The organism is Pseudarthrobacter sulfonivorans, assembly GCF_014712225.1.
Classification (GTDB): domain Bacteria; phylum Actinomycetota; class Actinomycetes; order Actinomycetales; family Micrococcaceae; genus Arthrobacter; species Arthrobacter sulfonivorans.
The window spans coordinates 317,278-340,534 of sequence record NZ_JACXBW010000002.1; the positions used below are offsets into that span (position 1 = coordinate 317,278).

Consider the following 23,257-nt stretch of genomic DNA (forward strand, 5'->3'; position numbering starts at 1 on the left):
CATCATCAAAAAACCTTCTAGAATCATTGAAACATCAACCATCCCGAACGGTGAGGCGCCATGTCCTGGTTCAAAATTTTTTCCCGCAAATCCAAGGCGAGTCACTCCGCTGCGTCGGTAGCCCCGAGCGTTAGTGCCGCAGCCACCAACGCTCCCTTGGTGGTTGCCCCTGAGGTTTCCGCGGCCGCCGATCCTCTGGTGGAGAATGCCCTTCCCAAGATTGCCATCATCACAGGCGCCAGCCGGCCGGGCAGCGTGAACAAGTCCGTCGCCGAGTGGGTTCTGGCCCAGGTTGCGGACCGCACGGATGCAGACGTCGAGCTTGTGGACATTGCCGACTTCAATCTTCCCCTGCTGGACGAGGCCTATCCCGCCGCGTACCAGAACTACCAGAACCCGGCCACCAAGGCCTGGTCGGCCCGGGTCAGCGAGTTCGACGGCTTTATTTTCGTGGTGCACGAGTACAACCACACTGCAGGCCCGGTGCTCACCAACGCCTTGTCGTACCTGAACGCTGAGTTCAACAACAAGGCCGCGGGCTTCGTGTCCTACGGCTCCGCGGGCGGCGCCCGCGCCGTCGAGCACTTGCGCGAGATCCTCTCTGAACTCCAGGTTGCCCACGTGCGCAACCAGGTGATGTTCTCCCTGTTCAATGACTTCGAGAACTTCTCCGAGTTCAAGCCGACCGAGCAGAACGCCGGCACCCTGGCCCCGATGGTTGACCAGTTGGTCTCGTGGGCCAAAGGCTTCGCTACCATCCGCTAAGACACCCCCGCACTGCTGCCAAGTTCACCTCGCTGTTGGGGTGTCACCGGATATGTTGACGCTCAACAATATGACGCCAACTTGAACTATCAACGGGAGAAGTTGTGACGGAGAACACGCAATGGCTGGATGAGCGCGAGGCCGGAGTCTGGCGCGGATTCCTTGAGGCGTCGCAGCAGCTGGTGGCCTCCATGGACCGCCAGCTGGTGCGGGAGTCGCAGCTCTCCGGGGCCGAATTTGCGGTACTTGTCCCACTCTCGGAGCACGCGGACGGCGTGGTTCGTGCCCGCGATCTGGGCAAGTCCCTCGGCTGGGACCGCAGCCGCCTGTCCCACCTGCTCAAGCGGATGGAAGCGAGGGGCCTGCTGGAACGGAAGAACTGTTCCTCCGATGCCCGGGGCCTGGACGTGGAGATTACCCCGGACGGCCGGACTGCCATAGAGCAGGCGGCCCCGGGTCATTTGGAGTTCGTCCGCACCCACTTCTTCGATCGGCTCACCCGCGACGAACAGGATGCCCTGGCTTCGGCGAGCCGGAAAATCATTGCCACGCTTAAGCCCGAATGCGACTAGTACTACAGTTTCCGGTGTGAAGAACATCGGATTCCTTTCCTTCGGCCATTGGACCGACCACCCGGAGTCTGGCACGCGCAACGCGTCTGACGCGCTGCTGCAGGCGATCGACCTCGCCGTCGCCGCCGAGGAGCTGGGTGCGGACGGTGCTTATTTCCGGGTCCACCACTTCGCGCAGCAATACGCCTCCCCGTTCCCGCTGCTCGCTGCGATCGGAGCACGCACAAGCCGCATTGAGATCGGTACCGGCGTGATCGACATGCGCTACGAGAACCCGCTCTACATGGCGGAGGACGCCGGCGCGGCCGACCTGATCTCGGGCGGCCGACTGCAGCTGGGCATCAGCAGGGGTTCACCCGAGCAGGTCATCGACGGGTGGCGCCACTTCGGCTTTGTCCCCGCCGAGGGCGAGTCGGACGCCGATATGGGCCGCAGGCACACCGAGCGTCTGCTTGAGGTGCTCACCGGCGAGGGTTTCGCGGCACCGAACCCCCGCCCGATGTTCCCGAACCCTCCGGGCCTGCTGCGCGTGGAGCCGCACTCAGAGGGCCTGCGCGATCGCATCTGGTGGGGTTCCGGTTCAAACGCCACGGCCATCTGGGCGGCGAAGCTTGGCATGAACCTGCAGAGCTCCACGCTCAAGGATGACGAGAGCGGTAAGCCGTTCCATGTCCAGCAGGCTGAGCAGATCGACCTGTACCGGCAGGCCTGGAAGGAGGCGGGGCACGAGCGGGAGCCGCGTGTCTCGGTCAGCCGCAGCATCTTCGCACTGACGGACGAGCGCGACTGGCAATACTTCGGCCGCGACCGCTACAGCTCCGACCAGGTGGGCAACATTGACGAGAAAACGCGCGCGGTTTTTGGCCGCTCCTACGCGGGTGCCCCGGACGAGCTGGCCGCGAAGCTGGCCGAGGACGAGGCGATCGCCACGGCAGACACCCTGCTGCTCACGGTCCCGAACCAGCTCGGCGTCGACTACAACGCCCACGTCATCGAGTCGATCCTGAAGCATGTGGCGCCACAGCTCGGCTGGCGCTGACCGCGGCCCGAGGCGCCGCGGCAGCCGCCGTCGTACTCCCCCGCCACAGGCGCCAACCACCAACCAGAGGAACCACGCACACGATGGATCTACACCTGCAGGGAAAGACAGCCCTGATCACCGGCGCTTCACAGGGGATCGGCCGGGAAACAGCCCTGGTGCTGGCGGAGGAGGGCTGCAACCTTGTCCTGGTCAGCCGCGACGCCCATCGCCTGAACGACCTCGCCGAGACCATCCGCTCACAGCACGGCGTCTCTGTCAGTGTCGTGGCTGCAGACCTGTCCTCGACTGTCGAAGTGGAACGTGTGGCCGCCAGCGTGGACGGCATCGACGTGCTCGTGAACAATGCCGGCGCCATTCCGCCCGGAACCCTGCAGGAGATTGACGACCGCCAGTGGCGGGACGCCTGGGACCTCAAGGTCTTCGGCTATATCAACCTGACCCGCTCCCTGTACGCAAACCTCAAGGCGCGGCAGGGCGTCGTCGTGAACATCATCGGCGCCGGCGGCGAGTCCTTCAACCCGGGCTACATCGCCGGGGCTGCGGGCAACGCGGGCCTCATGGCCTTCACCCGCGCCCTCGGAAAGTCAGCCGCCGGGGACCGGATGCGGGTGGTCGGCATCAATCCCGGGCCCGTGTCCACGGCCCGGAATGAAACGATGCTCCGGAACAGGGCCCAGGCGGACTTCGGTGACGAGAACCGGTGGGCGGAACTCAACGCGGCACTGCCCTACGGACGGTCCGCCACCCCTGGGGAAATCGCCAGCGCCGTCGCGTTCCTGGCATCCTCCCGGTCCGGCTACACCAACGGAACCATCCTGACCATCGACGGCGGCCCCGCCTAGCGAAAGCTCCGGACGGGCCGGACAAAAAAGCCGCCACAGAGATTGGGGGGTCGATCGGAGACTGACGATTTCAGCGGCGATTCGACGACGTCCAAGGCTACGGCAGAGGACATTGTCAGGCTACAGGTGCACGCCTCACCGCTCCCCCGCCCTGCGTTCGGGTTCCGAGTGCGCCGCCTTGGCGGCCTCATAGCCGGTGCCGAAGGGCAGCGTGGCCATGTCCAGCATGGGGTTATCGTCCTGGGTTGCCACGAGTTCGCGGGCGGCTTCCTCCGAGTCCACGCTGGGCATGGACCCGGGCAGGTGCTTCCGCGCGGATTCGGGCAGGAAGTAGATGGTGACGGCGGCGATCGCCGAGGTGGCCATGAGGTAGTACGCGGGCATCAGGTCGTTGCCCGTCAGCTGGATCAGGCTCGCAATAATGAACGGGGTGGTGCCGCCGAAAATGGCCACGGCGAAGTTGTAGGTGATGCCCATGGCACCGTAGCGGTGGGCCGTGGGGAACAGTGCCGGCAGCGCCGAGGCGAGATTGGCAACGTAGAACGTGACAGGGAAGGCCACCAGGGCCAGTCCGGTGATGGTGGCCGGGATGGTTCCGATGGAGATCAGAATGAACGCGGGGAGCGACAGAACCACCGTGCTGGTGGCACCGATCCACAGCACGGGGCGCCGGCCAATGCGGTCCGAGAGATGACCGGTCAGTGGAATGCACAGGGACATGACCACCAGGACCGGGATGGTCAGGAGGGTTCCGTGGATCTCGTCGTATCCCTTGTTGGTGGTCAGATAGGTGGGCATGTACGACGTGAGGGCGTAGCCCACAGTATTGGCCGCGGCCACGAGGATCATGGCCAGCACTATCCTCTGCCAGTAGGCCTTGAAAATAGCCACCGGGCCCATGGGGCCGAGCACCTCTCCCGTTTCGGGGTGCCTGGCGATTTGTGCCTCCGCCTCGAGTGTTGCCTGAAACGCGGGCGATTCCTCGATTTTCATCCGGAAATAGATGGCGATGATGCCGAGGGGCCCGGCGATCAGGAACGGAATGCGCCAGCCCCAGGCCTCCATCCCGGCCTGGCCCAGGGTCAACTGGAGGACCGACACCAGACCGGCACCCAGGGCAAAGCCCAGGTAGCTGCCCATGTCCAGGAAGCTGGCGAAAAAGCCGCGGCGGTGGTCCGGGGAGTGTTCACAGACGAAGGTCGTGGCGCCGGCGTACTCTCCGCCGGTGGAAAAGCCCTGCACCAGCTTGGTGACCACCAGCAGCACGGCGGCCCAGATGCCCAGCACCGTGTACCCCGGGAGCAGACCGACGGCGAAGGTCGCCGCGGCCATGAGCATCAGGGTCATGGCCAGGACCTTCTGGCGGCCGATCTTGTCGCCTAGCCAGCCGAAAAAGACACCGCCCAGGGGGCGGGCGATAAACGTTGCTCCGAAGGTTCCCAGCAGGAAGAGGTTCTGCACGGCTTTGTCTGCTTCGGGCAGGAACACGGGCCCCATGGTGGTGATCAGATAACCGAACACCCCCACGTCGTACCATTCCATGGTGTTGCCCACGATCGTCCCGCCGAGCGCTTTCCTGAGGGTCCGGTGGTTAACAACATTGACGTCTGAAACACGGAGCCGGCGTTTTTTGAGTGGTTGCTGGGTCATGCTTGCCCCACCGCCAAACGGAAGTGGCCCATCAGCTGGCACACAGACACTTTGGTTCCTCCGATGGAGGTCATTTGTGCTACTCCGACCATTTTGGCACCGGCGCCCGGGCACAGCAATGACGTCCGGTGATTCTCCGGGGAAAGTGCGACGGCGGCACCCATCCCGGGTGCCGCCGTCGTACTCCCCTACTCCGGGGAGTGCGGTGCGTTCAGTTCGCCGGCAATCTTCACTTCCAGCGCCGCTAGCGTGGCCTCGGGCAGGACGATGAGACCGTCCAGTTCCCGCCGGGCGCGCTTGTACGCGGTTTGCCGTTCGGCAGGAGTCGCGGCATTGTCGGCGGCGATGTTGAGCAGCTTCCTGGCCGTCGACAGGCGCTGGCGTTCCAGCTCCGTGAAGTTGTGGTCCTTGATCCGCATGGCTTCGCGCTCCGCGACGTCGAATGCCAGCTCAAAGCCGTGAACCGCTGTCCGGTACTCGGCCAGCCCGGCCGCCGTCGTAATGTCGGCGGGGGCGGCAGGCCGCAAACCGTCCGCCGCTTTCTTCGCCCGGAGAAACGCGACAGTGAGAGGTTCCCGAACATCCGTCATGACCGGGAAGTCGATCAGTTTCCCGACGTCGAGCTCGTAGTCCAGCCACCGCCGGTTCACGGCATCGTGTGCTGCCATCAGTGCGGCGACCTGGGCCTGGCTGGCGTGTTCCGCCTGCACTGCCTGGTTCTTGAGCTTGTACAGCTCCATGCGGCGGCGGTGCCGGCGTTCGCTGGCCTTGGACCACGACCTTGCCCACCCTCCGGCGATTCCGCTGAGGGGGAAGGCGAGCCACCAGTAGTGGCGAAGGAAGTCAAAGAATTGGTCCACGGACTCATCCTCCCACCGGCCCCGGCGGACCCCAAGGGGAGAGCCGCCGTCGTACTCCCCGCGACAGTGGCGGTTGATCCTGGCCGGCTCAACCTGCCAGTTCGTTCAGGCGGGTCCGGAGGTAGCGCCGTTCGGTTTCATTGTCGGTCAGGATCAGTGCCTCCTCGAAGGCGACCCGGGCTTCGCCCGGACGGCCCAGCCGGGTCAGGAAGTCGGCTCGTGCGGCGGCCAGATAAGGGTAGCGGGCCAGCTGGGGCTCGGCTCCGAGCGCGTCCAGCCCGGCCAGTCCTTCCGCCGGGCCCACGGCGAAGCCGAGTGCTATGGCCCGGTTGAGTTGAATAACGGGAGAGGGCCACGTCTCCATCAGCACGTCGTAGAGCCCCAGGATCTCCTGCCAGTCAGTGCCTGACCACGACTCGCTCTCGTCATGGACGGCCGCGATTGCCGCCATGACTGCGAAGCGGCCCGGCGGCCGCGCATGTAACGCCTCGCGCAGGAGCGCCACCCCCTCCCCGATGGCCTGCCGGTTCCATTTGGACCGGTCCTGGTCCTCCATCAGCACGAGTTCACGGTGCTCATCGAGCCGGGCTTCCCTTCGTGCGTCAGTGAGCACCACGAGCGCCAGGAGTCCGGCGACGTCGCGGTCGGCGGGAAGCAGGACCCGGAGCATCCTAGCCAGCTCAAGGCCGCGTTCCGCGAGATCACGGCGCATCAGGTCCGCTCCTGACGGGGCACTGTGCCCGGTGGTGTACACGAGGTAGACGACGGACAGCACGCCGTCGACGCGCTCGTGCAGCTCGGACGCCGACGGCACACGGTACGGGATGTGCGCGGCCGCTATCTTCTTCTTCGCCCGCGTGATCCGCGCCGCCATCGTGGCCTCGGGCAGCAGAAACGCCCGCGCCACATCCGCCGTGGACAGGCCACAGAGGAGCCGAAGCGTCAGGGCGACCTGGGCGTCCAACGCCAGGGCAGGATGGCAGCAGGTGAAGATCAGCCGGAGCCGGTCATCGGGAATGTCTTCCGGGTCCCGGTCCGGCTCATCGTCTATGTACACCTCCGGGTCGAGAAGCTTGGGGAGCGCGCGCTGCGCGGTCGCGGCCCGGCGACGCATGTCCAGGGCCCGCCGGCGCGCGGTCACGGTGAGCCACGCGCCAGGGTTCTTGGGAATGCCGCGCGGACCCCACGTGGACAATGCACTGGCGTACGCGTCCTGGACGGCTTCCTCGGCGGTGTCGATATCACCGCTGACACGGACGGTGGCCGCCAGCACGAAGGCCCACTCCCTGCGGTGCGCATCGGCAACCGCGGCAGCAACCTCCGAGCTGGCGGGCCGCGGCATCAGCTGACCATTCGCACGGGCCGGACCTCTACCCCGATGCCGGCGGGAACCTCCTTGGCGATCTCCAGCGCCTCATCAAGGTCTGAGGCCTCGATCAGGTAGTAGCCGCCCAGCGTTTCCTTCGACTCGGCGAAAGGACCGTCCGTCACCGAGAACCCGCCGGCTCCGTCGCGGCGGATGGACGTCGCCGTCGAGGGCGGCTGCAGTGCGGCACCGTTGAGCAGGAACGCGCCACGGCGCTGCTGGAACTCCTGGTAGGGGGCGCTCATGGACTCGCCCTCGGATTGTTTCGCCGCTTCATCCTGGAAGATCAGGACCAGGTACTTTGACATTTTCGTACTCCTTCGTGGTAACTCTGCTTTGGGCTTTCACTGCATCGACGCCGAAGACCTCGCCGTCACCAGGGCCGTTAATACTGGCCCTTACTCATACGACGCCCGCCGGAAGCTTAGATCGACAACTACGACCAGAATTCCAAAAAAGGCCACACCATGCCAAGGTTTTCTGCGGGACCCGCGGGAACGCAGCTGCCCGCCACCCCACGCGCTCATTCCCGGTGCCAGTGCGGGGGCATCACCAGATCCGCGGGCAGCCGGGTTGCGCGGCTGCCGGTGGCGGCGTTGAGCTGCGGCTGCGTCAGATACAGGGACGCCGACAGGTCGGCGCCCCCAAGCCGCGCGTCCCGGAGGTCCGCGCCGAGCAGGTCCGCACCCGAGAAGTCACTGTCGCGCAGATCAGCCGCAATCAGGTAAGCCCCTCTGAGGTCCGCCCCGCACAGCCGGCGGCCCCTGAGATTGACGCCCATGAGGTCCGCTCCGGGCCCCAGCCCGGCATCCAGGTGATCACCGCCCGCGGCAAAGTAGGACGCCCGGACTTCCGCGCTGACTTCCATCAGCGTTGACCTCACCTGGGCGTGAAGATCCTGGACGTCCAGCGCGAGCAGTTGCTGCAGCCCGCCGTCGACCGCCCGCCCGATGGTGGCGCCAAGTTCCATGGCACGGTGGGCGACGTCGGGATCGAACGTCCGACGCCGGGCCTCGGCCAGGTACCAGAGCATCTCGTGCAGCTGCCGCACGGCTTTGAACGCGGCAAACATCTGGTCTTTGGCGCCAGGGTCCTCCCGCCAGCTCGTCCCGCCGAAGAGCCCCTGGGACACTTTTTGGCCGGCGCCGAAGCAGTCAAAGACCGTGCAGCCGCGGAAGCCCCTCGGGCGCAGGCTGGTGTGGATGGTGCAGGAGAAGTCGGGGGCAAGGTTCTGGCAGGGCGCGCCTGCGGGTTTGTCGAGCGCAAAGTCCGCGGACCGTGAGAACCCGAAGGCTGTGCAGCAGAGGGCAAAGCAGTTGCCGCAGTCAGGGCGCAGGGACTGCCGGTCAAGGGCAGGCGACAAGGGTGCGGAGGGGTTGGCTGAATTCGTTTGCATGTGATCTTCCAGTGGTGAATTCGGGATGGAGGCCGGGGATCGGGGAACTCCAAAGGGAGCTCCCCTCGCGGGCCCACAGCATCACGGCCCTCGGCGGAGCGAATTGGAATCGCTGAAGGGTTCTGGGTCACAGAGAAGAATAAGAAGTCACTGGCCTCAGATTACTCTCCTATCCGTCGCGCCGTGGAAGCGGCCTGCGGCTGAGAGCACATCGGGGGGCGTAGGTTTCCGTTAATTACGACGGCGGCACTCGACTTCGTATTCTGTCCCACCGCTACCGGCGGCGGGGCGCGGAACTGAAGCCCCGCCGTCGTCATTCCCCGACCGCGCCCGCCGCATTCACTTTGTACGGATAGACTTCCGGAGATTTCCGGGTCCGCTGACGAGTTGCAGTCTGTATCACCGGCCCGGCGGCGGGCACAACTATGGGGGACAAATGGCAATTCCTGACATTCTGGATGAAGACCATATCGACACCGCGGCCAAACTGCTCGGCACCTACTACCGTCGAACAACTGCCGGCGTTCCCGCGTACACGGGCAGCATGTACAACTGCTGGGGCGGCGGTGGAGATGCGCCGCGTGACGTGAACCGGGTGACGTCCGACGACCTGATCGCCGTCTCCTTCCTTTCCGTTGACGTCCCCGGCGAAGCCGCCTTTGGCATCCTGGAAACTCAAGCAGCGCTGATTTCGGATCTCCTCGCGCAGATTCCGGCCGACCTCGACATGGCGGATGTGCAGGCAGACGAGTTCGACAAAGTACTCGGCGAGGCCAGCCCCGCGCGTCAGCTTTGGCACGTCCTCCGGGGACGGGACACCGGCCGCCGGGGCATGTGCGTGACGCGAACCAGCAAACTGATGGCCCGAAAACGCCCGCTGCTGGTCCCGGTCTATGATTCCGCCGTCGGGCACCTGATGAGCCTCGACCTGGGTTCGGTGGGTCAGTGGAAGCGCTGGCACACCGATCTCACCGACGGCACCGGCCTTCCCCAGCGGCTCCAGCAGATCCGCCGGGTCTCACGGATTACGGATCCGATCTCCGATCTCCGCGTCATGGACATCGTGCTCTGGATGTACGGGACGGGCACTGCGACCGGCGAACGGCAGTAGCGCGGGTCAGGGGTTACCCGGAGACGGGTTCCGGCGCGGACATGAAGTGTTCGATGGCGTCAACTGCCGCAGCGGCTCCCCCGGCCGACCGGACGCGCTGGCCCATGGTCTCCAGGTTGCGCCGGATCTCCTGGTCGTTGCTGACGTCGGCGATGACCGTGCGGATCAGCTCTGGTGAAAGCGCCTCGGCGGGGAGGCGGCGGCCCAGTCCCAGGTCCTGGACGCGGCGTGCGTTGGCTTCCTGTTCCGGCTGCAGCGGAAAGGCAACTATGGGAACCTCGAAGTACAGCGCCTCCATGGTGGAATTCATGCCCGTATGCGAGAGGAACACGTCGGCGTGGCGCAGGACATCGATCTGCGGGAAGGAGGGGCGGACTTCAACGTTGTCCGGTATCTCCCCCAGCTCGGAGACATTCATGCGGTCGCCGATGGCCATGGCCACCTGCCAGTCGGTGCCGGCGAATGCTTCCAGGCACATCCGGAAGAAGTCCGGGCGGTCGTTTAACGGGGTGGTTCCCAGCGAAATGAAGACCAGGGGCCTGTCCTGCGCGCGGGGCTGCCAAAGCTCCTCGGTGGTTCGTTGGCCGGGGCTGGGTCCAACAAAGTGAAAGCTGGCGTCAAAGGTTTCACCCGCGGGTTGGAATTCCCGTGGGATGAAGCAGATGCTCAATGAAGCCGGCGGTCCCTCCATGAAGGTGAAATCCTCCAGGCCCTGTTCGGCCGCGAAGTCAGTGATGAGCCGGCGCACCTGTTTCCAGGCCTTGAGCATTTCGGCCGGTGCCCGGGCCGGCATCAGCTCCCGCATCGAGAAGTGTTCGTTGGTGGCGTACGTCGGCTGCAGGGCGATGTCAGGCAGGGCAAGCTTCATGGCGGCCATCTTCCCGGCCAGGGTCATGGCGTCATAACACACCGCGTCCGGCGGGTCGGCGGTCAGCCGGGTGAGCAGGGCCGGGAATTCGATCCTCGCCCTCTCCAGCAGCCGCTCCAGCAGACCGGACATCATCCCTGCTCCGAGTCCCGCCAGCATCCCCATCCGGGGAGAGGCAGCCGGGTCAGCTGGCGTCTTGATGCGGGGAAGCATCGCCGCGAGGTCCTCCCCGCTCTCAAAGAAGACGGCGCCGGCGGACTCAACCGCCTTCGCGTACGGGGCGGACGTTGCATAGGTGACCCGGTGGCCCCGACGGACAAGCTCGGCCACGACCGGCAACGTCGGGTTCACGTGACCCGCGGCCGGCAGACACACAAAAGCAAAATGCATGACGCTGTCCCTCCAGAAATCTCGGTGGGCGGCATCCGGACGCCGGTTACCGCCAAACTCCACAGGCCCCGCCGCACCCGGAGCCACCGAACGGCGGTAACTGACGCGCCGCCGTCGTAATGTCCGACGGCGGCCGCTGACCGGAGCCCCGCTGCGCCTACTGCCCCGGCGCCCGGTAGGACGGCGTCTTCTTGGCCGCCTCGTCAATGTCCTCGGGTGTCATCAGCGGCTTCAGGCGCACGTCCACGGTGCCGGTGGAATTGATCATCAGCGAAAGGGCTGCCGCACCCGCCTGCTCCGGCACATCAAAAACGCCGAGGACGTCAATGTCCCCGAAGGCGTAGTAGAAACACTCCAGCGATCCCCCGACCGAGCTGAGCGCCTCCTCCAGCGCCTCACGCCGTTTGGTGCCGCCTTCGCGCATGAGTCCCGTGATTCCGTCGCCCACATAATTCGCTTCAAACAGATACTTGGTCATGGTTTTTCCTGTCCCGTGCTGTCCAGGACGCGGCATCCCAGCATGTGCCTGACCCCCGGTGAGGGCGGGTCCTGGCCGGTCCCCCGCGTGGGGCCGTGGCCATAGCGTAGGCCCACTTCCTGGCGGTGACAACAGCTTCCGCAAAGCGTCACAAGGCTGCCAGGACCAGCACGCCGCCTGCAATTAGGAGCTTGAACGGGGATGCATGATCCGCATCTGGTCCCAAGTCCGTTCGGACGCGGCGATGTTCCTGTTTGATCGCTCCCGGTCCAGGGAAGCGAGTTCGACGGCGATCGCCTGGACCGCGGCGACGGCACCCGTGAGCGAGGGGAAAAAGCCCGCGCCCTCGGTGGGAACGACTATCCGCTGCTCGGCGTGCTCGGCCACGGGAGAGCCGGCGCTGTCCGTGATCGAAGCGATGGTTGCGCCCACGTTGTGGGCGATCTCCATGGCGCGCACGGTGCTGTCGTAAACCCTCCACAGGCTGATCACGATCACCAGGTCCTCGGAGGTCACCCGCGCCAGGGTGTTCGTCAGGGCGGCGACATCAGCGTCGAGCAGCCGGACGTTGTAGCCTGCAATGACCGCATTGTGCTCCAATGCCTTGCCCGGGATCGCGTAGCTTCCGGCGGCAACAATCAGGGTCTGCCGTGCCCCGGCGATTGCTTCGGCGATGGAGCGGACAGTAGCTGGATCGAGTGTGCGCTCCAGATGGGCCAAGTTGGCCCGGTCCGTGGAAACGGCGGCCTGGGCAGGGCTGCTGACGTGGCCGTTGTGCTCAGCCGCGACTTCGAGGGCGCTCAGCGACGCCAGAAACCTTGAACGGAGCTCAAACTGGAAATCGGACCAGCCCTTGAATTCCAGTGCCTGCGCGGTTCTGGTCACGGTGGAAGCGTTCGACGACGCCGCTGCCGCGATGTCGCTGACTGAACCGTAGGAGGCGAGGCGGGGCTGTGACCGGAGGATGCCGATGACCTGCATCTGCCTGGCCGCCAGTTTCCGGCCCTGGACACGGCTGTCCAGCCATTCGGTCACCGAGGAGGAGTTAATTTCTTGTTTCACCTATTGACCTGCCTCACACTCTGGCCTTAACTTCGATACATCGCATCTGCACAGACTTGTGCATATTCCTCAAAATGTACAACTTGGCCCACTTCGGCAGGAAACACCATGTCCCTCACCGCACGCCTGGACCGCCTGGCTCTCAGTCGTCCACACTACAAGCTTCTCCTCATCGGAGGCCTCGGCTACTCGTTCGACGGCATGGACGGGGCAGTGGTCGCCTTCCTCCTCCCGCGGATCCAGGAACTGTGGGGCCTCAGCAACGCAAGCCTCGGCCTGGTGGGCTCCGCCGCCCCGTTCGGCTTCTTCTTCGGCGCCATCCTCTCCGGCTATTTGGGCGACCGCTTCGGCCGCAAGAAGGTCATGCTCTGGGCGCTTGCTTTCTACTGCCTCATGTCCGTGGTGGCGGCCATGGCCCCCAACTTTGAGATCTTCCTGATTGCACGGATCTTCGCAGGCCTGGGCGCCGGCGCCGAGAGCGTCATCATTGCGCCGTTCCTGTCCGAGTTCATTCCCCCCAAGCGCCGTGGCTGGTTCATTGGAACCCTGGCCGGCTTCTTCTCCTTCGGCTTCGTTGGCGCGGCACTGATCGGGCGCTTTATTGTTCCGATGGGTGAGGACGGCTGGCGCTGGGCCCAGGTTGTCACGGCCATCCCGATTCTCCTCCTGCTGTGGTGGCGTCGAAGCCTGCCTGAATCCCCCCGCTTCCTCATCAGCCGTGGCCGCATCGCTGAAGCAACGCAGGTGGTGGAGCGCTTTGAGGAGAGCGTGGTGAAGGCAACCGGCAAGCAACTCACTCCGCTCACCGTCGGGAACGAAGAGATCATCAAGCACGAGCAGAAGATCACCATCTGGAACGCCCTCAAGTTCATGTGGTCCCGGGCCATGCGCCGCCGGACTGCTGTCATCTGGCTGATCTGGTTCGTGATCACGTTCTCTTACTACGGCTTCTTCTCCTGGATCCCCACACTGCTGGTGGGCCGTGGCATTACCGTCACCAAGAGCTTCGAGTACTCGATCATCATTTACCTCGCGCAGATTCCCGGCTATTTCTCCGCAGCCTGGCTCAACGACCGGATCGATCGGAAGAACACCATCGCCCTGTACCTGGCCGGATCGGCGCTGAGTGCGTTTTGGTTGAGCCAGTCCAACGACTCCGGGATGATTCTGGTGGCCGCGGCAACGTTGTCCTTCTTCCTGAACGGCACCTACGCCGGTGTCTACGCGTACACGCCCGAACTGTTCCCCACCTGGATGCGCGCCACAGGCGTCGGTCTGGCCAGTGCCGTGGGCCGCATCGGCAGCATCCTGGCACCGTCCATCATCGGCATCTTCTCGGTGGCCCTTGGCTTCGGCGGCGTGTTCGTCATGACCACGGTGGTCCTGACCATCGGCGTCCTGGGTGTCGTCATCTTCGGCGCATCCACGGCGGGCAAATCCCTGGAGGACATCAATGCCCGTGCCGAGCATGATCCGGCACCTGCAGGATCGGGACAAAAATGAGCGGAATAAAGGATTCCATGAAGGCGGACTCAGTGTTTCAGCAGACTTTCGAGGAGATGCGGCGGGATCCCGGCGTCGTCCTCTTCACAGCCCTGCAGTGGATCCCCGAGCGGTCCAGTCTTCGGCGGCTCTTCACCAGCCACCCGGAAGAATACCCCGTGGGCGGCGAGAAGACCGTTGAGATCTCCCCCGGGTGGCTGGGAACAGTCATTGAAGACAAGAAACCGTTCCTGGCCCGAGACCTGAACGCGCTGCGTGAAGTCTTCGCCGATTCCGAACTGATCCAGCGGCTCGGCTGCGGTGCGGTCATCAACGTTCCCGTCCTCGACGACGGCCGCAACGTTGTCGGCGTCCTTGCCATGCTGGACGCCGAAGGCCGCTACACCCAACACAGTGTGGAAACCGCCGTCGACGTCGTCAACCGGAACCTGGCAGGCCTGACCGCAGCCTTTGCCGCCCACCCCACCGAAGTCCCCGGGAAGGACACAATTTGATGAACACCGCGTCCAACACCCAGGCCCCCACTGACGGGGTGGCCGGCAGCGCTCCCCTGGTGATCCGCAACGCCAGCGTCCTGGACGTCGAGGCGGGCACCTACTCAATTGCCGACGTCGTCAGTGTTGACGGAAAGATCAGCAGCATCGGTCCTGATGCCGAGGCGCCCTCCGGAGCCCGCGTGATCGATGGCACCGGCAAGTTCGTCATTCCGGGGCTCATCGATTGCCACGTTCATGTGGTCGCCTCCAGTGCCGACTTCCGGTCGCTGACCTGGACACCGGCCTCGTATGTCTACGCGCAGACGGCACGGATCATGGGCCAGATGCTGCGCCGCGGCTTCACCACTGTCCGGGACCTCTCCGGGGCTGACTTTGGCCTGGCGATGGCACAGCAGGAAGGTCTGCTGGAAGGGCCCAAGATCCACTTTTGCGGACACGCGCTCAGCCAGACCGGAGGCCATGGCGACATGCGGCTCCCGGGCGAGGACCATGAGCCCAACGGCCGTGGATGCTGTGGAATCGGCCGCGTGGCTGATGGCGTGGACGCTGTCCGGGCCGCCGCGCGGGATGAACTGCGCAAAGGCGCCCACCACATCAAGATCATGGCCTCCGGTGGAGTTTCCTCACCTACTGACCGGATCGACTCCACTCAGTATTCGATGGAAGAGATGCGTGCCGCCGTGGAGGAGGCCGGGGCCGCCAACCGCTACGTCGCCGCCCACGCCTACACTGCGCGTGCCATCAACCGTGCTCTGGAGGCCGGCGTCCGGTCAATCGAGCACGGCAACCTGCTCGACGACGAGAGCCTCCGGCTGTTCCTCGAAAAGGACGCCTTCCTGGTCCCCACACTTGTGACCTATTGGGCGCTCAAGGAGGAGGGCAGGAGCTTCGGCCTCACGGAGGAAATGTGGGCCAAGGTGGATTCAGTGCTCACCAGTGGCCTCGAAGCAATCGCCCGCGCGCACGAAGCCGGCGTCAAAATGGCCTTCGGCACTGACCTTCTGGGCGGCATGCACCGCCACCAGAACGAACAGTTCCGTCTTTTGGGGAAGGTCCAGCCGGCCATCGCCGCCATCCGCTCGGCAACCACGACGGCGGCCCTGCTCCTGGGGCGCGAAGGCGAGATCGGCGTCGTGGCACCGGGAGCTGACGCCGACATGCTGGTGCTGTCCGCGGACCCGCTTGCCGATATCGCGGTGCTGGCCGACATTGCCGACCATCTGGACGTTTTGATCCAGAACGGGCGGGTGGTCAGCCCCTGACGCGGATGCGCTGAAGTTCGCGGATGCGCTGAATGACGTCGCAAAGTAAAAGCCGTGGATACCTCCGAAAAGGTATCCACGGCTTTCACATCTGTGACCTATTTCTCGCAGGCGACGCCGTCGCGATCGCGGTCAAGGCTGGTGCTGTAGCCGGCCTGCCCTGCATACAGCGGCGCGGCACCAGCAGCTTTCACGGCAGCGCAATTGGCGTAGAAAACGGCGGCTGGCGCCTTGACGGCCGGCGCTGGTGCAGGTGCAGGTGCAGCTGGAGCCGGTGCAGGTGCAGGTGCAGGTGCAGGTGCTACCGGAGCTGGCTTCGCAGCCTGCGCCGCCGCCTGATCAGCTGCGGCCTTATCTGCCGCCGCCTTGTCTGCCGCAGCCTTTGCTGCAGCAGCTGCCTCTGCTGCAGCCTTGTCGGCGGCAGCTTTGTCGGTGGCAGCCTTCTCAGCCGCAATCTTCTCAAGGCTCTTGACGCCAAGCTTCACGGTGGAACCCTTTGCCGCGGACGCGCCTTCGGAGGGGTCCTGGGACATTACCTGCCAGTTCTTCTTGGACATGATCGTCTTGCCGTCGATGATGTCCACGGCCTCGACCTTGAACCCAAGATCTTCCAGTTGATCCGTGGCCTTGTCCAGAGTCAGGCCGACCACGCCTGGAACCGCGATAGCCTCAACCACTGCAGCAGCGGGAGTCGGCTGCACTGCCTTCTGCGCGCCACCGCATCCGGTCAGCATGAGGCCGGCGAGCACAACTAATGTCACAGTCTTTTTCATATTTCCCCCTTGGAAAGTTTGGAACATTGGAGTGATGGAACTGGTCTAGCTTTCGCAGGCCACGCCGTCGTTGTCGCGGTCCAACGCAGCCCGGTAGCCGGCCTGCCCGGCACGGATCGGTGCGGCGCCGGCGGCCTTGGCCGCCGCGCAGTTAGCGAAGTAAACGGCGGCCGGTGCCGGCGCGGGAATGGCCGGTGCTACCGGCGCGGGAGCAACCGGCGCCGCCGGAGCGGGGGCCGGAGCCGCGGGGGCTGGTGCCACCGGGGCCGCAGCGGGAGCCACCGGGGCCGGTACAGGCGCCGCCGCGGCCACAGGTGCCTGCTCGTTCGTTGGTGCCAGCTGGCCGGCGCAGTCAGCCAGGATCCTGGCCATCGCGTCGTGCTCCGCCTGGGTGACCCACAGGCTGTACGTTGCCTTCACCGAAATCTGCCGCGCCACGTATTCGCACCGGAAGCCCTTGTTCGGCGGCAACCAGGTGGCGGCGTCGCCGTCGCTCTTTTTCATGTTGGTAGGACCGTCCGTGGACTGCAGGTTCAGCGGGTCGTTGGCGAAGGCCGCCCGCTGCTCTGTGGTCAGCTGCTGCGCGCCTTTTTGCCAGGCGTCGCTGAGGGCCACAACGTGGTCGATCTGCACGGCGCTGCTGGTGGCACTCCCCCGCAGGAAGCTGATGGTGGTGCCTGTGTAAGGGTCCGCGAGCGTTCCGGACTGAACCTTGCAGGGCACGCTGTTGGTGTACGTGATCGCCGTCAGGTCGCGCTTGAGCATGTCGTTCCGGGTATCGCAGCCGTTCCGGTCCACGTCCAGCCACGCCTGCCCGAACAGAGCACGGTCATAACCGGTCTTCGGCGCCCGGCCCTTGATGGGAAGGGCGCCCAGCAGGTCGGTCGCTTTGGTGGCGAAGGCGGGCTGCGCCTTCGGAGCCGCTGCGCTGACGCCGTTCCCCAGGGCGTTTGGGGTGTCAGGATCGAGCGGGGTGTCCGCCGCCAGGGCGGTGGGAGCGGACGACGGCGTCGCCGACGTTTCCGAGGCGGCGCTCGCCGTGGCGGTTGCCGGTGAGGCATCCCAGTCCGAAGAGGCTGCCTGAAGGTCGTCCGCGTTGGTCCGCGGCAACGCCACGGCACCCGTGAAGAACAGCGCAAATGAAACCGCCAGGGCGATGGCCCCTGCCTTCCGCTTCGCCGGAAGCCACGCCCACGAACGGCGTCCCGTGACCATGACATAAAGGCTGGTCAGCCCCGCCGAGATACCCAGGAAAACCAGCGCACCGCCGAAACCTCCAACGAAGGCACCAATAATCACGAAGAGGGCTGTAATGCCGCCGACGATCAAGGTGGAAGCGCGCGGCCTGCGTGGCGGGTTTGGGCCGGGCCCGGGAGCAGACGGCGCTGACCCGAAAAGGGTCTGGTAGTTCGACAATTCTTATTCCCCAATAGTTAGGGCTCGACGTTGAGCCCGACCTTTTTCTCTTGAAACTTCACGTAAATGCTGAGCCTATTTCTTCGTGGGTCCGGGAAACCGAAATTGCGTCGAACCTCGGACAACCTTGATGGAGTCTTGAGCCGATCTTGATCGACACGCTGCCAGAACCGAGCGTTTCTGACGCATTAGCAATCCATGCGACTCATAGAGGGCGCTTTCCACCACGGGTCTGCTCCATCCCGGCCGAAAACGGAGAGCGGAGGACAACAGCGTTGCCAGGCCGCGCGCCGCCGTCCTAATTCACCACCGCGGCACCTGTTTGCGCAAAGGGGGCACTGGCTATACCCCTATAAGCGCAACCTTCCTCGCCGGCGGGCGAACGGGTGCAATGGATACAGGACATCTTCCACTGCACCCATAAGGAGTTCGCATGCGCGGGCAGACAACAATCGAGGACGGCGTGACGGCCGTCCATCCCAAGACCGGTAAGGACCGACGGCGGCCCCCGCTTCCGCTGGCGGTCTACGTGCTGGCGCTGGGCACGTTCCTGATGCTCACCAGCGAGTTCGTGGTGGCCGGCATCCTGCCGCTGATCGCGGGTGACATGCACGTGAGCGTCGCCCAGGCCGGATCGCTGATCACGGTCTTCGCGATCGGCATGGTGGTGGGCGCGCCGCTGATGGCGATGCTGACGATGCGCCTGTCCAAGCAGCTGACGCTGGTCCTGGCGCTCATCGTGTTCGTTGTCGCCCATGTTGTGGTGGCACTTGGCCAGGACTTCACGCTGCTGCTGGTGGCCCGGTTCGTCAGCGCGCTCGCCACCGGCGCGTTCTGGACCGTCTCGGCCGTGGTGGCCACCCGCGCCGCCGGCCCGTCCTCGGGTGCCCGGGCAGTGGGGGTAGTGGGCGCCGGCGGCGCCCTGGCCACCGTCCTCGGCGTGCCCCTTGGGGCGTTCGTCGCGCAGCTGGTCGGCTGGCGCGGAACTTTCTGGGCACTCGCGGCCGCCGCCGTGCTGGCCACCGTCCTCGTGGCCCGCCTCATTCCGCACGACGCCCCGGGCGCGCACCCCACGTCCATCCGTGCCGAACTGGCCGGCCTGCGCTCGGGCCGGCTGTGGCTGGCGCTGGCCGCCTGCGCCACCACGTGCGGCGGCGTGCTCGCCGCCTACTCCTACATCGCCCCGATCCTCATCGACCAAGCCGGCGTGACCGCGTCCCAGGTCCCGCTGGTGCTCACCGGATTCGGCATCGGCTCGGTCATCGGCACCCTCCTCGCCGGCCGCTTCGGCGACGCCCACCCCGGCCCGATCACCATCATCACCCCCGCCGTGACCACGGTCCTCCTGCTGGCCATCAGCCTGGTGTCCGGTTCGCCGTGGCTGACCAGCGCCTTGGTGGTCCTGCTGGGCGTGTTCGGCCTCAGCGCCAACAGCGTGCTGATTCACCTTGCCGTCCGCTTCGCCGGGAAAGCCGCAACCCTCGGCTCCGCCCTCAGCGTCTCAGCATTCAACGCCGGCACCGCCGTGGGCACCGCCCTCGCCGGCGCTGCCCTGGTCTCCCCGCTCGGGACCACCGGGCCCGGCCTGGTCGGCACCATGATTGCCGCGTTGACCCTGGTTCCCACCACTGCACTCGCCTTAGCCGGCCGCCGGCGGGCACGAGTCTGAGTCTTGGCCCGTCGTCGTCACCAAGTAAGGCATTAGGCTCCCCTGTGAGAAGAAGTACGACGGCGGGAGGAACCACGCGTGGATGACCTTGAGGATCAGGGGCTGCCGCTGACGGCGCTTGCCATCGCTGCGGGCCGGGCGGTGGAAACCTCCCGGCCGGACGGCCTCGTGGCGGATCCGTTTGCGCTGGCTCTGGTGGAAGCGGCCCGGTCCCACGTGGACTTTCCCACCTCCTGGCCGGCGGATCCCACAGCCGCATCCCCGCTGCAGCGGCCCCTCCTGCTGGCATCGATTTACATCGCGGTGCGGACCCGGTTCATCGACGACTTCCTCAGGTCAGGGCCGCCAACGCCGCAGACCGTGCTGCTGGGCGCAGGACTGGACACCCGCGCCTACCGGCTCCCCTGGGCCGGCGGCTCACGGGTCTTCGAAATCGACCACGCGAACGTTCTGGAGTTCAAAGCCGGCGTGCTGGGCCGGCTTTCCGCCGAGCCGCGGTGCGAGCTCAGCACGGTGGCCACGGACCTGTCCCGTCCCTGGCGCGAGCCGCTCCTATCGGCCGGTTTTGATCCGCACCAGCCCACCTCCTGGATCCTGGAGGGCCTGCTGCCCTACCTCGATGCCGCAGCCCAGCTGTCGGTGCTGAAGGAAGTGGCGGCCCTGTCCGCGCCGGGTTCCCGGGCCGTGATTGAGCGGGCCGTGCCGCTGCCCAAGACCGACGAGGTGGAAGCCAAGCTGCGGGACTTCAGCCTGCAGACGGGCCTGTCCATGAGTGAGGTCCTGGCGCGGGCTGATCCGCCGGATCCGGCGGACCTGCTCACGTCAGCGGGCTGGCTTTGCAGCGGGTATTCGGTTCAGGAGCTGTGCGCCGCCTACAACCGCGCACTGTCCCTAGACGCCCCGGGACTGCCCGCACCCTCGCAGGAGCCTGCGTCCGGGCAGTCCCGGGGCGGTTTCGTCACCGCCCTGCGCTGACGCGACCGCCGCCACCCGGCGCAAGCGCCGCCGTCGTACTTTCTGCGTCCCCGCCCGCGGTGTCAGGACACGCGGCGGAATTCCCCTGACGGGAGCTGGACATGGAAAGGCAGTACCAGCTGGATGTGGGTGTCGCCGATGGGTTCGTCGAGCAGCTCGTTGATGGAGGTCTGCCCCTCCAACTCGCTGCACCGGTCCTTGCCCATGAATCGACCCTATGCGGGCAGGGCCGGAGTGAATCGCAGGACACGGTGAGAGGCTGGGCTCTTCCTCCGGCGCCATGGCTTGCGGCCGCCGCTGGGTGGCATGATGGGCGCATGAGCCGAGTCACGTGCGGTCTGACCATAACCTGAAGCCATGTGCTCCGAAGTCAGGATTCTCCGGCTCCGCACAGGCATCTCGGTTCCGTGTCTGGTCCACGGTGACTCCGGCGCCAGCCCGGTGCTGCTGTTGCACGCCTGGGGCGAATCCCGCGGCAGCTTTGACCGCCTGATACCCGGCCTGAAGGGCTTCAGGATCTACGCGCCGGACCTCCGCGGGCAGGGCGAGGCGGACAAACCCCCGGGCGGCTATTCGCTGGCGGAACAGGCGGAGGACGCCGCGTCGATCCTCGACGCCCTCACCGTGCCGAGGGCCGCCGTCGTCGGTTCCTCCAGTGGCGGCTACGTTGCCCAGCAGCTCGCTGTTGACCATCCCGAAAAGGTGGCGGCGCTGGTGCTGGTGGGTGCTCCCCTGAGCCTTCACGGCCGGGCCGACTTCGCCGACGCGGTGGATCAGCTTACCGACCCTCTGGACGAGGCCTGGGTGCGTGATTCGCTGGCCTGGTTTCCGCTGCTGCACGAGGTTCCGTCATCGTTTATCGACGACCGCGTGCGGGACGGCCTCAGGATGCCCGCCCACGCGTGGCGAAACATCCTGAGCGGCCTGGCTGAAGCCACCCCGCCCACGGAATCGGGCACTATCCACGCACCCACTTTGCTCCTGTGGGGTGAACAGGACAGCTTGCTGCCACGAAGTGCCCAGGAAACGCTGGCGTCCCGCATCCGCGGCGGCGTGCTGAAGGTCTCTCCCGGGGTGGGGCACCTGGTGCTGTGGGAATGCCCGGACCAAGTGGCGGCGGATACGACGGCGTTCCTCGCGTCCCTGGCTGACGCCCGGACTACGATCGTGTGATGCCTGTGGAGGGTGGCACGGTTCCGGGTTCGCCGGCCATCAGTTCCGCGCCGGCCCGAACCAGTTGGCCAGCGCTTCCTCCAGCCCGGTAGGGGTCCCGTCTCCCGTCCACGCCACATGCCCGTCGGGCCGGATCAGCACGGCCGCAGGAGCGCTGACTGCACCGATCACCGGAAGCTCCCACCCGCCGTCGTACGTTGCATCCACCAACTGCACCCGGTCCGCCCAGGCCCCGGGATCGATGCTGCCCGGCTCTCCGAGGTTGAGCAGCACCGCACGGGCATGGTGCAGGAGGCTGAACACGCGCAACGGACCGTCGGCGGTGACGACGTCGAGATCGGGCATGCGGCGCCCGAGCAGCGGGTGCCCCTCGCCGAAGTCGTAGCGGACGTCCAGACCGGAAATGAGCCCGGCCACCTGCTTCCGGGCCTCATCGATGGTCAGCAGGCCGGCCACGGTGTCTGCCAATGCTCCGACGCGCGGGTCGGCCTTTTGCATGACCGCCTGCGCCATCGTGTGCTTCAGTGCGCGCGCCCCGGCGGGATGCCGCTCGGCGTGATAGCTGTCCAGCAGGCTGTCCGGGGCGGTGCCCTTGACCACCTGGGCGAGCTTCCAGCCGAGGTTCACGGCGTCCTGAATGCCGAGCCCGATCCCCTGCCCTCCCGACGGGGAATGGATGTGCGCGGCGTCCCCGGCCAGCAGCACCCGGCCGCTGCGGTAGGCCGCGGCCTGCCGCGTGGCGTCCGAGAAGCGCGAGATCCACGTCGGGGAGTGGACCCCGAAGTCGGTGTTGTAGATGTCGGTCAGCGCCTTGCTGAGGTCGGCCAGGGCGGGCTCGGTGGCCGGTCCCAGCTGCTTCTCGGTCACCACCACCCGCGTGGTCCGTCCGTCCTCCATCAGGTGCAGCCCGTGGACGCCGACCTCGTCGATGCGCATGCCCACAGGCGTCTCATCGGTCACCTCCACCTCGGCGATCAGGCTGCTCCTGGTCGCGTCCCAGCCGGGGAACCCGATGCCGGCAGCCTTGCGGACACCGCTCCGCCCGCCGTCGGCGCCCACCAGGTACTGTGCGCGCATGTGTTCCCCGTCGCTGAGGTGCACGTCCACGTCACTGCCGTCCTGGGAGAAGCCGGCCACCTCGAGCCCCCGGTGGACGGGCACGCCCAGCTCCTCGATCCAGCCGGCGAGGATCCGTTCAATATGGTTCTGCCACAGGCCGAGCGTGTACGGGTGCCGGGTGGGAAAGTCGCTCACGTCCAGCTTCGTGGTCCCGAAGAACGCTGCCTGGACGGGCGTCCCCTCGGCGAGGAACCGGTCCGCAATCCCGCGCTGATCCAGGATTTCGATGGTCCGCGAGTGGAACCCGCCCGCCCGCGAGCCCACCAGCTCCGGCGTCCGGCGGCGCTCCACGATCGCCGCCTCCACCCCCGCCAGCGCCAGCTCACCGGCCAGCATCATCCCGGTGGGACCGCCGCCGGCAACGATCACATCAACCATCGAAGAATCCGTCCAGCGAGACCGGCGTCAGGATGATCTTGCGCATTCGGGCACCTCCGGTGGCGGCGAAACGCGGCAGGGCCGCCGTCG

Annotated in this window: 23 protein-coding genes; 11 read left to right on the top strand and 12 right to left on the bottom strand. The window is 66.0% G+C overall.

Going from position 1 to position 23,257, the window contains the following annotated elements; genetic code table 11:
- Window positions 1-198 precede the first annotated feature (198 nt).
- The 4 genes from IAQ70_RS03775 to IAQ70_RS03790 all read left to right on the top strand — a co-directional run bounded on the left by IAQ70_RS03775 (window position 199) and on the right by IAQ70_RS03790 (window position 3,221).
- Complete coding sequence (locus IAQ70_RS03775) at window positions 199-765, top strand: NADPH-dependent FMN reductase (RefSeq protein ID WP_407682558.1); 567 nt, start codon at window positions 199-201, stop codon at window positions 763-765.
- A 104-nt stretch (window positions 766-869) separates the two neighbouring features.
- Window positions 870-1,337: a MarR family winged helix-turn-helix transcriptional regulator gene (locus IAQ70_RS03780; protein ID WP_317983567.1), complete on the top strand. Its 468-nt coding sequence runs from the start codon at window positions 870-872 to the stop codon at window positions 1,335-1,337.
- 16 nt (window positions 1,338-1,353) lie between these two features.
- Window positions 1,354-2,376, top strand: a complete 1,023-nt coding sequence (locus IAQ70_RS03785; RefSeq protein WP_190987980.1) for an LLM class flavin-dependent oxidoreductase — start codon at window positions 1,354-1,356, stop codon at window positions 2,374-2,376.
- A gap of 83 nt (window positions 2,377-2,459) precedes the next feature.
- Complete coding sequence (locus tag IAQ70_RS03790; protein ID WP_190987981.1) at window positions 2,460-3,221, top strand: short-chain dehydrogenase/reductase; 762 nt, start codon at window positions 2,460-2,462, stop codon at window positions 3,219-3,221.
- A 135-nt stretch (window positions 3,222-3,356) separates the two neighbouring features.
- Here the strand turns inward: IAQ70_RS03790 and IAQ70_RS03795 are convergent, their stop codons facing one another.
- From IAQ70_RS03795 to IAQ70_RS03815, 5 genes are all read right to left on the bottom strand, one after another.
- Window positions 3,357-4,871 (bottom strand): MFS transporter, encoded by a 1,515-nt coding sequence (locus IAQ70_RS03795; RefSeq protein ID WP_190987982.1) that lies wholly within the window; start codon window positions 4,869-4,871, stop codon window positions 3,357-3,359.
- A gap of 188 nt (window positions 4,872-5,059) precedes the next feature.
- On the bottom strand, window positions 5,060-5,731 hold the full coding sequence (locus IAQ70_RS03800; protein ID WP_190987983.1) for a hypothetical protein: 672 nt from the start codon (window positions 5,729-5,731) through the stop codon (window positions 5,060-5,062).
- 88 nt (window positions 5,732-5,819) lie between these two features.
- The gene (locus tag IAQ70_RS03805; protein ID WP_190987984.1) at window positions 5,820-7,073 is read right to left on the bottom strand and encodes an RNA polymerase sigma factor; all 1,254 of its coding nucleotides are present in this window, start codon (window positions 7,071-7,073) and stop codon (window positions 5,820-5,822) included.
- The gene (locus IAQ70_RS03810) at window positions 7,073-7,405 is read right to left on the bottom strand and encodes a YciI family protein (RefSeq protein ID WP_190987985.1); all 333 of its coding nucleotides are present in this window, start codon (window positions 7,403-7,405) and stop codon (window positions 7,073-7,075) included. The genes IAQ70_RS03805 and IAQ70_RS03810 overlap by 1 nt, the downstream gene beginning before the upstream one ends.
- Window positions 7,406-7,620: 215 nt before the next feature.
- Window positions 7,621-8,493 carry a pentapeptide repeat-containing protein gene (locus IAQ70_RS03815; protein ID WP_190987986.1) on the bottom strand — a complete coding sequence of 291 codons (873 nt, stop codon included), beginning with the start codon at window positions 8,491-8,493 and terminating at the stop codon, window positions 7,621-7,623.
- 436 nt (window positions 8,494-8,929) lie between these two features.
- On the opposite strand from IAQ70_RS03815, the gene IAQ70_RS03820 reads away from it, so the two are divergent.
- On the top strand, window positions 8,930-9,604 hold the full coding sequence (locus IAQ70_RS03820; RefSeq protein WP_190987987.1) for a DUF6308 family protein: 675 nt from the start codon (window positions 8,930-8,932) through the stop codon (window positions 9,602-9,604).
- A gap of 13 nt (window positions 9,605-9,617) precedes the next feature.
- On the opposite strand, the gene IAQ70_RS03825 is transcribed toward IAQ70_RS03820, so the two are convergent.
- From IAQ70_RS03825 to IAQ70_RS03835, 3 genes are all read right to left on the bottom strand, one after another.
- Window positions 9,618-10,862, bottom strand: a complete 1,245-nt coding sequence (locus IAQ70_RS03825; protein ID WP_190987988.1) for a macrolide family glycosyltransferase — start codon at window positions 10,860-10,862, stop codon at window positions 9,618-9,620.
- 157 nt (window positions 10,863-11,019) lie between these two features.
- Window positions 11,020-11,340 carry a GYD domain-containing protein gene (locus IAQ70_RS03830; protein WP_190987989.1) on the bottom strand — a complete coding sequence of 107 codons (321 nt, stop codon included), beginning with the start codon at window positions 11,338-11,340 and terminating at the stop codon, window positions 11,020-11,022.
- Window positions 11,341-11,523: 183 nt separating this feature from the next.
- Window positions 11,524-12,402: a MurR/RpiR family transcriptional regulator gene (locus IAQ70_RS03835; RefSeq protein WP_190987990.1), complete on the bottom strand. Its 879-nt coding sequence runs from the start codon at window positions 12,400-12,402 to the stop codon at window positions 11,524-11,526.
- A gap of 108 nt (window positions 12,403-12,510) precedes the next feature.
- On the opposite strand from IAQ70_RS03835, the gene IAQ70_RS03840 reads away from it, so the two are divergent.
- The 3 genes from IAQ70_RS03840 to IAQ70_RS03850 are packed head-to-tail and all read left to right on the top strand — an operon-like array spanning window position 12,511 to window position 15,664.
- Window positions 12,511-13,905: an MFS transporter gene (locus IAQ70_RS03840; protein ID WP_190987991.1), complete on the top strand. Its 1,395-nt coding sequence runs from the start codon at window positions 12,511-12,513 to the stop codon at window positions 13,903-13,905.
- A gap of 32 nt (window positions 13,906-13,937) precedes the next feature.
- On the top strand, window positions 13,938-14,399 hold the full coding sequence (locus IAQ70_RS03845) for a GAF domain-containing protein (protein WP_317983568.1): 462 nt from the start codon (window positions 13,938-13,940) through the stop codon (window positions 14,397-14,399).
- On the top strand, window positions 14,399-15,664 hold the full coding sequence (locus tag IAQ70_RS03850; protein ID WP_190987993.1) for a metal-dependent hydrolase family protein: 1,266 nt from the start codon (window positions 14,399-14,401) through the stop codon (window positions 15,662-15,664). Before IAQ70_RS03845 ends, IAQ70_RS03850 begins: the two co-directional genes overlap by 1 nt.
- Window positions 15,665-15,762: 98 nt before the next feature.
- Here IAQ70_RS03850 and IAQ70_RS03855 read toward each other — a convergent pair whose 3' ends face one another.
- Window positions 15,763-16,437: an excalibur calcium-binding domain-containing protein gene (locus tag IAQ70_RS03855; protein ID WP_190987994.1), complete on the bottom strand. Its 675-nt coding sequence runs from the start codon at window positions 16,435-16,437 to the stop codon at window positions 15,763-15,765.
- 45 nt (window positions 16,438-16,482) lie between these two features.
- Complete coding sequence (locus IAQ70_RS03860) at window positions 16,483-17,853, bottom strand: GmrSD restriction endonuclease domain-containing protein (protein WP_190987995.1); 1,371 nt, start codon at window positions 17,851-17,853, stop codon at window positions 16,483-16,485.
- Between the two features lie 433 nt (window positions 17,854-18,286).
- On the opposite strand from IAQ70_RS03860, the gene IAQ70_RS03865 reads away from it, so the two are divergent.
- A complete protein-coding gene (locus tag IAQ70_RS03865; protein WP_190987996.1) occupies window positions 18,287-19,522 on the top strand; it encodes an MFS transporter in 1,236 nt (411 codons plus the stop codon).
- Between the two features lie 78 nt (window positions 19,523-19,600).
- Complete coding sequence (locus IAQ70_RS03870) at window positions 19,601-20,497, top strand: SAM-dependent methyltransferase (protein ID WP_190987997.1); 897 nt, start codon at window positions 19,601-19,603, stop codon at window positions 20,495-20,497.
- A gap of 62 nt (window positions 20,498-20,559) precedes the next feature.
- Here IAQ70_RS03870 and IAQ70_RS03875 read toward each other — a convergent pair whose 3' ends face one another.
- Complete coding sequence (locus tag IAQ70_RS03875; protein ID WP_190987998.1) at window positions 20,560-20,703, bottom strand: hypothetical protein; 144 nt, start codon at window positions 20,701-20,703, stop codon at window positions 20,560-20,562.
- A 151-nt stretch (window positions 20,704-20,854) separates the two neighbouring features.
- On the opposite strand from IAQ70_RS03875, the gene IAQ70_RS03880 reads away from it, so the two are divergent.
- Window positions 20,855-21,670: an alpha/beta fold hydrolase gene (locus IAQ70_RS03880; protein WP_190987999.1), complete on the top strand. Its 816-nt coding sequence runs from the start codon at window positions 20,855-20,857 to the stop codon at window positions 21,668-21,670.
- A gap of 39 nt (window positions 21,671-21,709) precedes the next feature.
- On the opposite strand, the gene IAQ70_RS03885 is transcribed toward IAQ70_RS03880, so the two are convergent.
- A complete protein-coding gene (locus IAQ70_RS03885) occupies window positions 21,710-23,167 on the bottom strand; it encodes an FAD-dependent monooxygenase (protein WP_190988000.1) in 1,458 nt (485 codons plus the stop codon).
- Window positions 23,168-23,257 lie beyond the last annotated feature (90 nt).

Coding starts and splice junctions, on each gene's coding strand:
- IAQ70_RS03830 (WP_190987989.1), bottom strand. CDS start 11,340: ATGACCAAGTATCTGTTTGAAGCGAATTATGTGGGCGACGGAATCACG.
- IAQ70_RS03850 (WP_190987993.1), top strand. CDS start 14,399: ATGAACACCGCGTCCAACACCCAGGCCCCCACTGACGGGGTGGCCGGC.
- IAQ70_RS03810 (WP_190987985.1), bottom strand. CDS start 7,405: ATGTCAAAGTACCTGGTCCTGATCTTCCAGGATGAAGCGGCGAAACAA.
- IAQ70_RS03885 (WP_190988000.1), bottom strand. CDS start 23,167: ATGGTTGATGTGATCGTTGCCGGCGGCGGTCCCACCGGGATGATGCTG.
- IAQ70_RS03795 (WP_190987982.1), bottom strand. CDS start 4,871: ATGACCCAGCAACCACTCAAAAAACGCCGGCTCCGTGTTTCAGACGTC.
- IAQ70_RS03805 (WP_190987984.1), bottom strand. CDS start 7,073: ATGCCGCGGCCCGCCAGCTCGGAGGTTGCTGCCGCGGTTGCCGATGCG.
- IAQ70_RS03790 (WP_190987981.1), top strand. CDS start 2,460: ATGGATCTACACCTGCAGGGAAAGACAGCCCTGATCACCGGCGCTTCA.
- IAQ70_RS03840 (WP_190987991.1), top strand. CDS start 12,511: ATGTCCCTCACCGCACGCCTGGACCGCCTGGCTCTCAGTCGTCCACAC.
- IAQ70_RS03875 (WP_190987998.1), bottom strand. CDS start 20,703: ATGGGCAAGGACCGGTGCAGCGAGTTGGAGGGGCAGACCTCCATCAAC.
- IAQ70_RS03825 (WP_190987988.1), bottom strand. CDS start 10,862: ATGCATTTTGCTTTTGTGTGTCTGCCGGCCGCGGGTCACGTGAACCCG.
- IAQ70_RS03815 (WP_190987986.1), bottom strand. CDS start 8,493: ATGCAAACGAATTCAGCCAACCCCTCCGCACCCTTGTCGCCTGCCCTT.
- IAQ70_RS03820 (WP_190987987.1), top strand. CDS start 8,930: ATGGCAATTCCTGACATTCTGGATGAAGACCATATCGACACCGCGGCC.
- IAQ70_RS03865 (WP_190987996.1), top strand. CDS start 18,287: ATGCGCGGGCAGACAACAATCGAGGACGGCGTGACGGCCGTCCATCCC.
- IAQ70_RS03880 (WP_190987999.1), top strand. CDS start 20,855: ATGTGCTCCGAAGTCAGGATTCTCCGGCTCCGCACAGGCATCTCGGTT.
- IAQ70_RS03855 (WP_190987994.1), bottom strand. CDS start 16,437: ATGAAAAAGACTGTGACATTAGTTGTGCTCGCCGGCCTCATGCTGACC.